The sequence below is a fragment of the Alteromonas sp. BL110 genome (assembly GCF_003443615.1).
Lineage (GTDB): Bacteria > Pseudomonadota > Gammaproteobacteria > Enterobacterales > Alteromonadaceae > Alteromonas.
Map to the genome: position 1 here is coordinate 3,173,934 of NZ_CP031967.1, position 12,812 is coordinate 3,186,745.

10 protein-coding genes are annotated in these 12,812 nt (G+C 41.6%); 2 read left to right on the top strand and 8 right to left on the bottom strand.

The window, feature by feature from the left end; genetic code table 11:
* Positions 1 to 4: 4 nt before the first annotated feature.
* From D1814_RS13655 to D1814_RS13675, 5 genes are all read right to left on the bottom strand, one after another.
* Positions 5 to 517, bottom strand: a complete 513-nt coding sequence (locus D1814_RS13655) for a serine O-acetyltransferase (RefSeq protein WP_118493174.1) — start codon at positions 515 to 517, stop codon at positions 5 to 7.
* Positions 517 to 1,416 carry a ThiF family adenylyltransferase gene (locus D1814_RS13660; RefSeq protein ID WP_118493176.1) on the bottom strand — a complete coding sequence of 300 codons (900 nt, stop codon included), beginning with the start codon at positions 1,414 to 1,416 and terminating at the stop codon, positions 517 to 519. Before D1814_RS13660 ends, D1814_RS13655 begins: the two co-directional genes overlap by 1 nt.
* A gap of 23 nt (positions 1,417 to 1,439) precedes the next feature.
* Positions 1,440 to 4,172 (bottom strand): XrtA/PEP-CTERM system TPR-repeat protein PrsT, encoded by a 2,733-nt coding sequence (gene prsT, locus D1814_RS13665; RefSeq protein ID WP_162889833.1) that lies wholly within the window; start codon positions 4,170 to 4,172, stop codon positions 1,440 to 1,442.
* A gap of 171 nt (positions 4,173 to 4,343) precedes the next feature.
* Positions 4,344 to 5,237 (bottom strand): PEP-CTERM sorting domain-containing protein, encoded by an 894-nt coding sequence (locus D1814_RS13670; protein WP_118493181.1) that lies wholly within the window; start codon positions 5,235 to 5,237, stop codon positions 4,344 to 4,346.
* Positions 5,238 to 5,392: 155 nt separating this feature from the next.
* Positions 5,393 to 6,229, bottom strand: a complete 837-nt coding sequence (locus D1814_RS13675) for a PEP-CTERM/exosortase system-associated acyltransferase (protein ID WP_118495394.1) — start codon at positions 6,227 to 6,229, stop codon at positions 5,393 to 5,395.
* Positions 6,230 to 6,426: 197 nt separating this feature from the next.
* Here D1814_RS13675 and D1814_RS13680 point away from each other — a divergent pair, with 197 nt between their 5' ends.
* The gene (locus D1814_RS13680; RefSeq protein WP_118493183.1) at positions 6,427 to 7,221 is read left to right on the top strand and encodes a S1 family peptidase; all 795 of its coding nucleotides are present in this window, start codon (positions 6,427 to 6,429) and stop codon (positions 7,219 to 7,221) included.
* Between the two features lie 13 nt (positions 7,222 to 7,234).
* Positions 7,235 to 8,251: an NAD-dependent epimerase gene (locus D1814_RS13685; protein WP_118493185.1), complete on the top strand. Its 1,017-nt coding sequence runs from the start codon at positions 7,235 to 7,237 to the stop codon at positions 8,249 to 8,251.
* 33 nt (positions 8,252 to 8,284) lie between these two features.
* Here D1814_RS13685 and D1814_RS13690 read toward each other — a convergent pair whose 3' ends face one another.
* The 3 genes from D1814_RS13690 to D1814_RS13700 form a co-directional block, all read right to left on the bottom strand.
* Positions 8,285 to 9,169 (bottom strand): patatin-like phospholipase family protein, encoded by an 885-nt coding sequence (locus D1814_RS13690; protein ID WP_118493187.1) that lies wholly within the window; start codon positions 9,167 to 9,169, stop codon positions 8,285 to 8,287.
* Between the two features lie 372 nt (positions 9,170 to 9,541).
* Positions 9,542 to 11,737 (bottom strand): malate synthase G, encoded by a 2,196-nt coding sequence (locus D1814_RS13695; RefSeq protein WP_118493189.1) that lies wholly within the window; start codon positions 11,735 to 11,737, stop codon positions 9,542 to 9,544.
* 98 nt (positions 11,738 to 11,835) lie between these two features.
* Complete coding sequence (locus D1814_RS13700) at positions 11,836 to 12,780, bottom strand: LysR family transcriptional regulator (RefSeq protein ID WP_118493191.1); 945 nt, start codon at positions 12,778 to 12,780, stop codon at positions 11,836 to 11,838.
* Positions 12,781 to 12,812: the final 32 nt, after the last annotated feature.

Consider the following 12,812-nt stretch of genomic DNA (forward strand, 5'->3'; position numbering starts at 1 on the left):
AGATTTATCTAGCTTTTGCTGGTATTCCCAATGCTGTAGTGTTTGAAGGGACATCCTTCACTACCACTGCATTAGCGCCAACTTTCACGTTACTTCCTATGTTAATACCGCCAAATGCTTTGGCTCCAGCTCCGAAAAAAATATCGTCGTTGAGTATCGGTGACTCGCCTTTTTCGTCTCCAATTACCACACCACTTTCTAGAGTAATGTTTTTGCCACCAATAACCTTTGAATTAATGACAACACCAATAGGATGCATTATCACAAAACCTTCATCAAATTTGGCATTCACACCAATTACACATCCATTATAAACACGGTTTATATGGGAAAGTATCAGTGCAAAAGGGGATAGCAGTCTTATTTGAGCACATCGATATGCTAAACGATAAAGTATGTTTGCACTTGTCCCATCAGTAAAAAAGATTCGCAGCTTCGAAATCTCAGCGCCATCATCCAAGAATATTTGCTTCTTTCTCGCAAAATCTGATTTTATTAATTTAAATGTTTCAGACATCACGCAGTTTCTTTGTTGTCATTTAAAAGTTGTTTAACCTTTTTAAACATATACTTTTGAAGAGGGTTTTTGTTTCCCCAAGGTCGCCACGTTTTTATTAAATTATTTCTGTAGGCATCAAAATGCAGCCCCCTAGGCGCGCAAACAACATCCCCTCGGTTCAATAACAGCTTAAGCACATTTGTACATAACACTCCGGCGGCGAGTGAAATGCCCATGCATGTTGAAGGAACTTTCTTTTTCATAAAGTTCACTGAAGAGTTCTGAACCAAATAATGCCTTTGCTGTACGGAAGGCGATACACCTATGACAAAACGCACAATATTATTTTCAAAATAAAGGTCTTTTTCTTCATCGGTTGCTTGAGCTGGGGCGTCAATCATGGCGAAATATTCGTCGAATGACATCTTTCCCGGTTTAAAGCACAGCATTGCCGTACCCATCCCCATAGGCGCAGCCGTTATCGTTGGAATTCCGAGCTCGTAACAACGCCGAAACACGTGTCTGCGAATTTCTAACGCGAAGATATCTAGACTATCTATATAGACATCAACACCATCGAGAAACTCATCAAGGTTTTCAAGCGTTATGCCTCGCTTAAAATTGACAACTTTTGCATCGGGGTTAATATCTTTAAGTGTTTCTTCCATCACTACAGATTTTTCTTTACCAACAGTAGATACAAAGGCACCAGCTTGACGGTTAAAGTTTGCGTAGTCATAGGTATCAAGATCTGAAATATTGAAATTAGATATTCCCATGCGAGCACAGACTATAGCGTGGTCACCACCCACACCACCAAGGCCACCGATAGCCACTTTACTGCTCTTAAGTTTTTGCTGCTCTTCTTCAGTTACCCAGCCGATATTTCTCGAAAATGCATCGTTATAATCAAACATAAGCGTCGAGCCTCAAGTTATTCCTAAAGTTGAAACTGTTGTTTCAATTCGTTTAGTTGTGTTTCCTGAACTATCGTTACTGGAATGATAGAGGAAGCTACACGTTTCGCTTCATTCTTTCTACCTGCTTTTATTAAAACCCTAACGTAATTAATTCCGATAGAGGCATTTTTATTACTTAGCACAAAAGCATCGTTGGCTTTCTGTATCGCTTTCTCATGCTCAGACAAAGAAGATAAAATGGCCGCGTAGGTTGACAGAATGTTGGGGTTGTTAGGTACTAACTCGTTCGCTTTTTCGATATGATTTAACGCCCGCGCGGGTTTACCATCTTCGTTCAGAAGCCAAGCTAAATTGTTTAATACAAGTGGACTGTCTTCTTTTTCACTTTTAACAAGAGAGTCGTAATGTTCTATCGCCAATTTTGGACGTCGCTCGAGTAAATAGTTAGCGAAGATAAGACGGAGCTTCACGTTACTTGCAGCTCTTTCGAGATGAGATTGTGTGAATGCAATCACACGTTTTTCTTGTCCAAGCTTTTCAAGGGAGGAGAATATAAGTAAAGCTAGCTCTGTTGACGGCACTTCATTATAGAGAGGCTCAAGAATTGATAGGGCCGATTTATAGTTACCATCAATGATTTCAAGACGTCCTTTAATAAGGTGACCGATAATACTGTTCTTAGCGGTTTCTGGCAATCCTATATAAGCTTGTTTTGCATCTTCATTGTTACCTTCCAACAGCATCAATCTGGTAGCTAGAAGGTCTAAAGTAGAGTTTTTACCCAGTGTGCGTTTTGCCTCATTTATAAGTCGTTGAGCCTCTGAGAAATTATTATCTATTTCCTCAAGCTCTATACTTTGAACAAAAGATGACACAGAAGGGGCTTGCTTACGCCACTTCGAAAATGCGTTTCGTGCTTCATTGTAATTTGCTTGTTTCGCATAAGCGTTGCCTAAAAGCATCCAATATTTTGGCACGTTTTCAAGCGATATCTCATTTTTTCTAAGAAAGTCGACGGTTAACTTATACTGTTCATCAAGAAGTAGTGCGGCTGCATAGAGTAGCGCGTATTGGGGGTCTTCTGATTGTGATTGGGCAGACTCTAACTGGGAAATTGACGGTGATAGGTCCCCGATACGCTGATGTACTTGAAATGAACGCATCAATAACCTTGTGCTGAGCGGATAAACTTCAAGTGCATCTGAAAGCTTTGATGCAGCGTTTTCAAAGTCTTTCTCTCTTATTGACTGCTCAATAAAAAAAAGCATCGCATCAAAGTTTTCGGGCTTTAGTTCTCTGAGTTGCGAATAAGTCTCTTGAGCGGCATTCATATCACCTGCGGAGCGCTGTACAAAACCTTTTGCGGTTAACCGGCCTATAATATTTTGTTTACCTGCAAAACGTGTTTCGACTAATTCATAGGCTTTTTCATACTCATTATTTTCAATATAAGCAATCAATAAAAGGTAGATGCTGTTTATATCGTCAGACGAGTTATCTAGATTTCTTTCTAATTCGGGTATGCCGCTTTCTCCAGTGAAAAGTTTTAACAACCCAATATTACGGAGCATTTCACCGTCTTCTATTTTGGAAGCGTCTATTTTATCTACTAGTCGTTTTGCTTCGCTTAATTCATTTTTTTGAACTAATAGCCTCGATGTTTCTACAATATAGAGCAAATCTTCTTGGCCAAGCTCAGGTATACTATTAATAGTGTTGATACCGTCCTGTGTATACCCCAGTCTTAACTGAATGCTTGTATAGAGCCTCTTCGCATAATGGTCTTTAGGTAAAGAATCAATAATTGTCGAAAGGTTCTGATAAGCTTGCTCATAGTTTTCGAGTTGATAGTGCGCAACTGCCGCCAAAAGTCTTGTTACTTGATTAGAACGCCCATTTTTAATTGCTTTGTCTAGGTAGAGCGTTGCACCTTTGAAATCCTTTCGAGAAATCAAAATTGTGCCATTTAACTGATTGAAGTAGGGTTGTTCAGGGCTCAACTGCAATAGTTGTTTAACGTAAAGCTCGGCGTCTTTAAATTTTCCCGCATTTACTAGTGCAGTGGCAAGTTGTGTTTTTATTTTATAATCGGCTGGTCTTAAATCTAACCATCGCTTTGCAGTACTTACCGCTTCTGGCCAATCATTTGAGAAGGTTTCCAGCGTGAATTTCAATTGAAGCGCAATGGGAGATAGATTTACCGCTTCATTTACCCTATGCAATTCTTTTAAAGCAGGTTGAGCGTCGTCATTAATGATCAATAAATAGGCCTTTGCTATCGCGGCAATATCAACGTTTGAAGATAAAGTTACTTCGCGGAAAGCAATGGTGGCTTTTGAGAGACTGCTGGAACGATATAAGGCAATAGCTTTATATAGTTTCAATGTATCTTTTAAACTGCCCTCAGTTGAAGCCTCTAAGTCTCCAATACTTTCATACTCTTCAAGCCACAAATATGCTTCTGACAGTGCAACTGTTCCTTCGTCGCTTAACTTACTTTCTGAGCGTTCAAATTCTTTCTGAGCCGCAAGGTATAGCCCCTGATAGAGGTATGCGAACCCTAGCATTTCTCTGGCTTCCAATAGCCCAGGGTTATTTTTGATAACGTTTTTGAGCGTTACCGATGCTTCCTGCAATTGCCCTTTATCTAGCAGGTCTGCGGCGTCAGCCATTAATTCTTCAGGCGAGTTATTTGTACATGCGGCTAATACACAAAACAACGATACAACAGTGAACTTAGAATAATATTTCACATTAGCTTCCTTATTGCTTAACCTTGCTAAGGTAACGTATTCCAGAGAATTTACAAGTTGTTCGAAGGCTTTTTGTGACGACAATTAACTGCGCTTGTCGAATCTAGAACATAAAAAAAGCTGCCCATATTGGGCAGCTTCTTGCAACACAAAACGTGTCTAGGACAGTAATTATTTCTTATTACGTCTAGAGAAACCAAACATGCCGATTAAACCAAGACCTAGAACTGCAACTGTTGAAGGCTCAGGAACTTGGAATTTAACAGCAATTGAGTGATCATCGCTTACAAGAACCGTTGGACCGTCAGAGTCTATCGGGTTCGCAATGTTATTTGCAAGGTCGCCTACAGTCACTGTTTGCGAAGCGTATACTAATATGTCAGTAAGTGTTGCATTAATGTACTCTTGGAAAGAGACATACTGACCAGCAGAGTTTTGAAAATAAAATACTTCTTGGCCAGCTGGAGTTAAGCTCACTTCTGTAATTAGTGATTCGATTATCTGTTCACCAGGATTGATAGAACTAGAAACAAACTCACTTTCAATTAACAGTTCTTCGTTTCCAAGGATAGTAACGTCTTCCGGTGTACTAAAATCATAGCTGTACTGGTATGAATAGATATCTAGAACACCACCAGTATACGTTACAGTGTCGCCGTCTGCGTTAAGAAACCCGTCCAATTCAAAGTCGAACGTAAGCGCTGTGCCTATAATAGTCGGGTAACCACTTCCGTCTTGCCCGATGTTATTTGGGCTAGGGTCATAAGTAAAGGTGTTAGTAAAGTTACCTTCATCGTTAAGTACTAGCGCTTCTAAATTATCAAATCCAGCGTTTGTGCCATTGAACGTATAACCGATAAGGCCCAAACCACCGCGAGATACCAGTGCACCAGTCGCAGTATTAACTTCTGTTACTGAGTCGTATGCCAGTTCTAGAGTGTCAATTGAACCGCGCGGGTTAACAACTGAGTCATCAGTAAGATCTAAAAAAAATGGTGTTGCAGCTGCTTGTCCACTAAGCGCTAAACCTGCAGCTGTTGCTGTTGCTAAAAGTAACTTTTTCATCTCTGCTCTCCGTTATGTATGCAGCGGAATAAATCGTCAATCCAATATAAGCACTTTGTGTGCCACGATTTAAGTCTTTGATTGCAGGGTATTTTATTTTGCGTTATTTTTACAGTGTAAACAAAGCTGACATAAAAAATTACCAACTACCTCGATTATTTTTTTAAATGCATAGCTTGTTGGTTCTTAAGTGTATGCTTGATATGCCGATACATTATCGTGAACCCCTTTGGAAGGTTTTTATGCAGCATCTCGGGTGTGATGTGGTAAGCCGCTCTTTTTCCGTGATAATCGACTATAGGGCCTATCTGTTCAAACCGAATACCAATAAACCTCATAGACCGAGCAAGCCTCGGTTCCATCATAACATAAGCGTGTTTCACATCAGAGTTTATCGACACTGCGGCAGCAGCAAGGTATAATCCGATAGCGATAAATGGAAAGCACCGTAATTCAGTTTCAGAGTAACTAACAGGGTTTATTGCACCTATGGCGGCACCATCGAATTTATCCATGCTTCTTCTACGAAATTCGTTTGGCACAGCTAAACGTGATATTTCGCATATTTGGTGCCGAGGGAAATTGCTTGGACTCAAATTACTATTTGCTATAGAGCTACTACAAAATTTTTCAATCGGAAGAAGTTGATTGTCTTTTTTCGGTCTTACTACTCGAACAGTACCTGCAAACCTCTCGGTTTGTATATGTTCAATTAAACAGCAAACTGAATAGTCATCGAACTCATCTTTTTCGATTTTCAATTCGTTAGGGGGCTCGAATCCTTCTTCGTTACAATAAACTTGATAGCGCATTTTATAAGATTCATTTTTAAGCGCTGCGGTATCCGCTATTTTTGTTTCAAGATAAGAAGAAAAATGATGAGAAATTTCCTTAACTTCTTGTAGTTTTTGATATCCTTTGAGTGCTTTAGTGACCCGACTATTGGCACCAAAAATGTTTTGTACCTTCTGTACCAACTTTCCTTTTTGCATACGCTTTCTACCTGTCTCAGAGACTACGGGCATTGTTGCTTACTTGGCAATAATGTTTTTATGTTTTGTTTGGCTATAAGTAAGTATAGTTTGTAAAAATACGTTCATGAACGTATTATTTTTATCATACTGTTAGCGCTTTATAATTAACCAAATTCTCTTGCTAACGACTATTCTTTTTAACAATATACGTCTATATGTTTACAAAAAATAGCTTTAAAACAACAAGTTTTGTTACCTTGCTTTTATCGTTTTTCTTTTTTGCGACATCAGCGGTTGCAGAAGATCTCGTAACACTTACTAAACGGGCTACAAAATCTACTGTTGCCATTGCGCTTTACAGCCCTATAAAAAGCAAGGCTCCTTCTATAAAGGGAACCGGTTTTGTAATACACAACGGAAACTATGTAGTCACAAATTACCATGTTGTGGGGCAAGAGTTGGATCCTACAATAGTTGAATATTATGTAGCGATGCTTCCGTCTTCGGATGGTTTCTCTTTTCAAAAGATTAAGCTTTTAGAAATAGATATTGAGCATGACCTGGCGCTTTTCGTGGTTAAAAATAAGTTGGAGCCTCTCGCGCTAGCCAAAGAAGCACTGGAACTACCTGGGACAGATGTTGCAATATTCGGTTATCCTTTAGGTGGTGCTTTAGGCTTATTTCCAGCTGTTCACAAGGGGATTATTGCGACAATTACCCCTGACTTTATGCCTGCCAGCGATACAAGGGTACTCTCAAGCGTTCAGCTTGATAGGCTACAAAAACCGAGTCTTATCTATCAATTAGATGTTACTGCTTTTCCAGGTAATTCAGGGAGCCCAGTTATTAATATCGAAACTGGCGAGATTATTGCTGTCGTTAATAAAGTGTATGTTAAAGACGGCAAAGAAAGTGCTTTATCGAATCCCTCTGGTATATCTTATGCGATACCTGTTAAGTATGTTAATGCCTTATTGAAACGTGCTTTATCAAAAATGGAAAGTAAATAAACAGGAACAATAAATGAAAATCTTAGTCACCGGAGCAGCTGGTTTTATTGGCGCAGCTGTATCTCAATACCTTATCAATCGTGGTGACCAAGTTGTCGGGATTGACAACATTAACGATTATTACGATGTAAATTTAAAGCACGCCCGCTTAGATGAAATTAAATCATCATCTGCTTCAGAACTGTTCTCATTCACAGAAATGGGCGTTGAAGAGCGCGATAAAATGGCATCGCTTTTTGAAGAGCATGATTTCGACAGGGTAGTGCATCTAGCGGCGCAAGCAGGCGTGCGTTATTCTCTTGAAAACCCTAATGCTTACGTCGACTCGAATATTGTTGGTTTTGTGAATATTTTGGAAGGGTGTCGCCATAATAAAGTTGAGCATTTGGTGTATGCGTCATCTAGCTCAGTTTACGGTGCGAACGAAACTATGCCGTTTTCAGAACAGCATAACGTTGATCACCAAGTTAGCTTGTATGCCGCTTCTAAAAAAGCGAATGAGCTAATGGCTCACACTTATAGCCATCTGTATAACTTGCCTACTACAGGGCTGCGCTTTTTCACTGTTTATGGCCCTTGGGGGCGTCCTGACATGGCGCTATTTAAGTTCACAAAAGCTATTTTGGAAGGGAAAACGATTCAGGTATACAACTACGGTAACCATCGTCGTGATTTTACCTATATTGATGATATCGTTGAGGGCGTAATACGCTCGCTGGATAATGTGGCGAAACCTAATGGAAGTTGGGACGGCGGCAATCCAGATCCCAGTACCAGTAAGGCTCCTTATAAGGTGTACAACATTGGTGCGCAAACGCCTGTCCACCTTTTGAAGTTTATTGAAACTTTGGAAAGTGCGTTGGGTATTGAAGCGAAAAAAGAGCTGCTTCCTATTCAGCCAGGCGATGTGCCTGATACCTATGCCGACGTGTCGTCACTAGTCGAAGATACCGGTTACCAACCGTCTACCAATGTTGAAACCGGCGTAAAAGCGTTTGTTGATTGGTATCGCGACTTTTACAAGGTGTAAGAACTAGAGCGTTAAGCGTTATCTACAAAGCAGTTAAATTGCACTGTTTCTCATAAATCCCGCACACTTTTTGGGCAAAAACTCTTTTGTGGTAGAATAACCCTGTTCAAAAAGTGTGTTTTTAATTTCAGGTGAAAGCGAAAAGTCCACCGCGGAAACCTCTCCGGTATTCACCACTACCGTATTATGCCAATACTTGGCATTAACGTATTCCCTAGATATTGCAGTCATAAATGTACGAATAAGCATGCTGACGTACTGAGGCAATTGAAGTAAATTCTTCTTAATGGCCCTGCGTTTTTGATTGGTGCTTTGTAGCCTAAAGCATACCGATGGCGTGCCATCACCTCGCCAGTCTTCAAACAGTGCATCTTCTGACAATATCGCTCCGTCTACTAACAAGTGCTCTTTAAAGGGCTTAAATGAAAAGATAAGCGGAATCGACATAGAGTACCGCACTGCTTCTGATACTTTCATATCAGGGGAAGTTTGTTTATTGAATAGAACTGGCCCGCCGCCGTTCACGTCGGTAGCGAGTATATGCAGGTCAAGGGGGAGGTCTACAAACGATGCGCCTTCTAACTGTTCGTCAATCCATTGCTGAAACACGTCCCCCGATGAAAGACCACCTTCCCGAAGCAGTCTTACCAGTGAAAACTCTGTGAATTGTTTAAAATCAGTAACCAGCGCGAGTTCTCGCATTTGTTCTACTGTGTAACCTTTGGCATAAAGTGATGCGATAATTGAGCCGCCTGATACACCCACTAAGGTATCGAAGTCAATATTCATATCGTTCAGCGCTTTTATGATGCCGATATGGGCGCTCAAGCGCGTACCTCCACCTGAAAAGATAGGAACTATTTGTGTCACGTTCGCCTGTAAAAGTTTATTCGGTATCGCCGCTGAGGCTATCTGCATGAGCATACTCCAAATTAAAGAGGCCTCGCGCAAAAGGTTTTAAGTTGAGCTGTAAAACGAAACGCATAGCCTCATAGTAAAAGCGTAGTTTACTGGTGCAGTATCGGCAAAATATGAGGGGTCAGAAGAGTGATATCTTTAGTCTAAGGTGTTGCTATATCGCTACACAATTGAATATTCGGTAATTTTATCAGTGAGTTCGACTGTCGCTTGATAGCCCGCAAACTATAGAGCGTTATGCGAACGATACATAAAAAAGGCTCACTGCTAAGTTAATAGAGTGAGCCTTATTTACGTGCGATTGTGCTTCTTAGGTACTTTGTCGTATCGAGTATAAACCTTAGTTTCTATCCATTTAGATACTTTTAAATATTATCTCGCAGCAAGCTTCGCTTTCATCTCACGTCGACGGGCGTGCAACAAAGGTTCTGTGTAACCGCTAGGCTGTTCTTTACCTTTAAAGATAAGATCGCTTGCAGCTAAAAAGCCGATCGAGCTGTCTAAATCAGGCGCCATTGGGATATATTCAGGGTCGCCCGCATTTTGCTCATCTACCAACACTGCCATACGTGCTAGAGACTCTTTGACCTGATCAACACTTACAATGCCGTGCTCTAGCCAGTTCGCGATGTGCTGCGATGAAATACGCAAGGTCGCGCGGTCTTCCATCAACCCTACATTATTGATGTCGGGAACCTTAGAACAGCCTACACCTTGGTGAACCCAGCGTACTACGTAGCCCAAAATTCCTTGAACGTTGTTGTCGATTTCGCGCTTAATGCTTTCGCGAGTCAGCGTAGAGGCGTCTTCTAACAATGGAATGGTAAGTATGTCAGCAAGGCCATCAAAGTTTTCATCTAGTGACTTCTGAACGTCGAACACATTCACATCATGGTAATGAAGCGCATGTAGTGTCGCTGCAGTAGGAGAGGGGACCCACGCAGTATTAGCCCCCGCCTTTGGATGCCCTATTTTAGCGGTCATCATATTTTGCATTTCATCAGGTATTGGCCACATGCCTTTACCGATTTGTGCTTTGCCAGATAGACCGCAACGAAGGCCTACCGCCACGTTTGCAGTTTCATAAGCCTTAATCCAATCCATCGACTTAAGCGTAGCTTTTTCTGCAAAAGGTCCGGCAAGCATCGAGGTATGAATTTCATCACCGGTTCTGTCTAAGAACCCCGTGTTGATGAACACAACCCGTGAAGTGGCTTCAGCAATACACGCTTGAAGGTTAATGCTCGTGCGGCGCTCTTCATCCATAATACCCATTTTAAGGGTGTTGGTAGGAACATCGATTATCGTTTCGATAGCACCAAATAATGCGTTAGAGAATGCAACTTCTTCTGGTCCATGCATTTTAGGTTTAACAATATAAATGCTGCCTTCACGGCTGTTTCTAAATTTGCTATTACCCAAAAGATCGTGCTTAGCAATAAGAGAAGTGACTAAGCCATCCATGATCCCCTCTGGCACTTCTTCGCCGTCGAAGAGCATGGCATTGTTGGTCATAAGATGACCTACGTTTCTAACGAACATAAGGCTTCGACCAGAAAGTACAAGCTCACCATCTTTTTGTTCATCTTTAGGAGCGTGCTTAGATGGCTGGTAGCTTCTATCGCCATGCATAGCGCGAACAATCTGCTTGCCGCCTTTTGTCATTTCGATGCTTAGGGTGCCTTTCATCAAACCTAACCAGTTGCTGTAAACTAAGGTCTTGTCTTCGGCATCAACAGCGGCAACGGAATCTTCGCAGTCCATAATGGTAGTCAGGGCGGCTTCAACAAGTACGTCTTTAACGTTTGCAGCATCGCTCTCGCCAATAGGGTGAGTCGGGTCTAGTTGAATTTCAAAATGCAGACCGTTGTGGGCAAATAGCAGGCTTGACGGCGCGCTAATGTCACCTTGATATCCCTGCCACTGTTCGGTATTCGCAAGTGTAGTTTCATCGCCATCAGTAAGGGTAATTGCCAGTTTGCCTGATTCGATTTTGTATTTTGTGACGTCAGCATGACTGCCCTTCGCTAGCGGAATCATGCTATCTAAGTAGTCTTTCGCTTTCGCAACTACTTTGGCTCCGCGCACAGGGTTGTAGCTTTTACCAGGTTCTGCGCCACCGTCATTGTTAATAACGTCAGTGCCGTATAATGCGTCGTACAGGCTTCCCCAACGCGCGTTTACTGCATTAAGCGCATAGCGAGCGTTATTGATTGGTACAACTAGCTGCGGTCCAGCCATTGTTGCAATTTCAGCATCAACATTTTGTGTTTGCGTAATTACTTGTGATGGTTGCTCAACAAGGTAACCAATACTTTTTAGAAAGTCGGTATATTCATTTCCGTTCACGGGGTTACCGGCTTTGTGGTAGTCGTCTATAGCGTGCTGAAGCTGTTCACGCTTTTCTAGTAACGCACGATTTTGCGGAATAAATTTTTCAAAGAGGGTTTCTGCACCTTGCCAGAAGGTGTCTTGATCTACGCCTGTGTCAGGAAGCGCTTGTTCGTTGATAAATTTATCGAGTTGTGCGGCAACCTGTAGTCGGCCTCTAGTAATATATCCTTGCATAACTACCTCTATACATTTGTCTGTTAGCCCAGTGTAGTGTGTATAGAGATAGTTTTTTAATTTATGGTTTGTATTTTTGCCATATATTTTGTGAATGTTTAGCCGGCGTTCATTTCGCTAGCCACATCGCTGATCAATCGGCGTAACCAAATATGACCGGCATCATGGTGAAGTAGAGCACTCCACGCCATTTTTAGCGCAATAGGTGGTATGTCAAAAGGTGGCTCTTTAATCACTACATCTGGGTCATGCTTAAATAAACGGGCAGCTTTGCTTGGCAAAGTGGCAATAAGCTTCTGCTTTTTCGCAATTTGAAGTGCTGCATGATAATGGCGAGTAAAAACACGAATAGCACGCTGTTTTCCTATCTTGGTCAGTTCAGCATCCACCCATCCCAACTTTTGAACTTCATTCGGGTCAATACCAACGCCAACACCAAAGCCTGTTTTACTCACCCAGATATGCTGAGCATTCAAGTAGCCTTCAAGGTTGCATTTTTCCACTAGCGGGTGGTCTGCGCTCATTACGCAGCTAAAGGTGTCATACCAAATAACTTTTTGGTGAAACGACAAAGGTAGTTCATCGAAGCGGTTAATCGCCATATCTACTTTACCTTGCTCTACGTCGTGAAACGTCACGTCACTTGGCGTAATAAGATCAAGGGTAATATTGGGCGCGAGGTCTGCCAGTCTTCCAACCAATTCGAGCAATAGAGTACTTTCTGCATAATCACTGGTCATAATGCGAAAGGTTCGGTCACTGGTTAACGGGTCGAAATCTGTTTCTGGTTGTATAGAGCTTTCTAATCGACTAAGTACATCGCGAATAATAGGTTGCAGCTCAAGGGCGCGCTTTGTCGGAGTCATTCCATCACTGGTGCGCACTAAAAGCGGGTCTTTAAACAGATCGCGAAGACGCTTTAGACCGTTACTCATTGCTGGCTGAGTAATACTGAGCTGGTTTGCAGCTTTCGTTACACTCCCTTCGCGCAGCAGCACATCTAAATAAACTAATAAATTGAGGTCGACCTTCGCTATATTCATTATTCTAATGCTCTTATTAAACCTAATTAAAC

Excerpts from the sequence above, each read along its gene's own strand:
- D1814_RS13655 (WP_118493174.1), bottom strand. The coding sequence starts at position 517 with ATGTCTGAAACATTTAAATTAATAAAATCAGATTTTGCGAGAAAGAAG.
- D1814_RS13660 (WP_118493176.1), bottom strand. The coding sequence starts at position 1,416 with ATGTTTGATTATAACGATGCATTTTCGAGAAATATCGGCTGGGTAACT.
- D1814_RS13670 (WP_118493181.1), bottom strand. The coding sequence starts at position 5,237 with ATGAAAAAGTTACTTTTAGCAACAGCAACAGCTGCAGGTTTAGCGCTT.
- D1814_RS13675 (WP_118495394.1), bottom strand. The coding sequence starts at position 6,229 with ATGCAAAAAGGAAAGTTGGTACAGAAGGTACAAAACATTTTTGGTGCC.
- D1814_RS13680 (WP_118493183.1), top strand. The coding sequence starts at position 6,427 with ATGTTTACAAAAAATAGCTTTAAAACAACAAGTTTTGTTACCTTGCTT.
- D1814_RS13685 (WP_118493185.1), top strand. The coding sequence starts at position 7,235 with ATGAAAATCTTAGTCACCGGAGCAGCTGGTTTTATTGGCGCAGCTGTA.
- D1814_RS13690 (WP_118493187.1), bottom strand. The coding sequence starts at position 9,169 with ATGCAGATAGCCTCAGCGGCGATACCGAATAAACTTTTACAGGCGAAC.
- D1814_RS13695 (WP_118493189.1), bottom strand. The coding sequence starts at position 11,737 with ATGCAAGGATATATTACTAGAGGCCGACTACAGGTTGCCGCACAACTC.
- D1814_RS13700 (WP_118493191.1), bottom strand. The coding sequence starts at position 12,780 with ATGAATATAGCGAAGGTCGACCTCAATTTATTAGTTTATTTAGATGTG.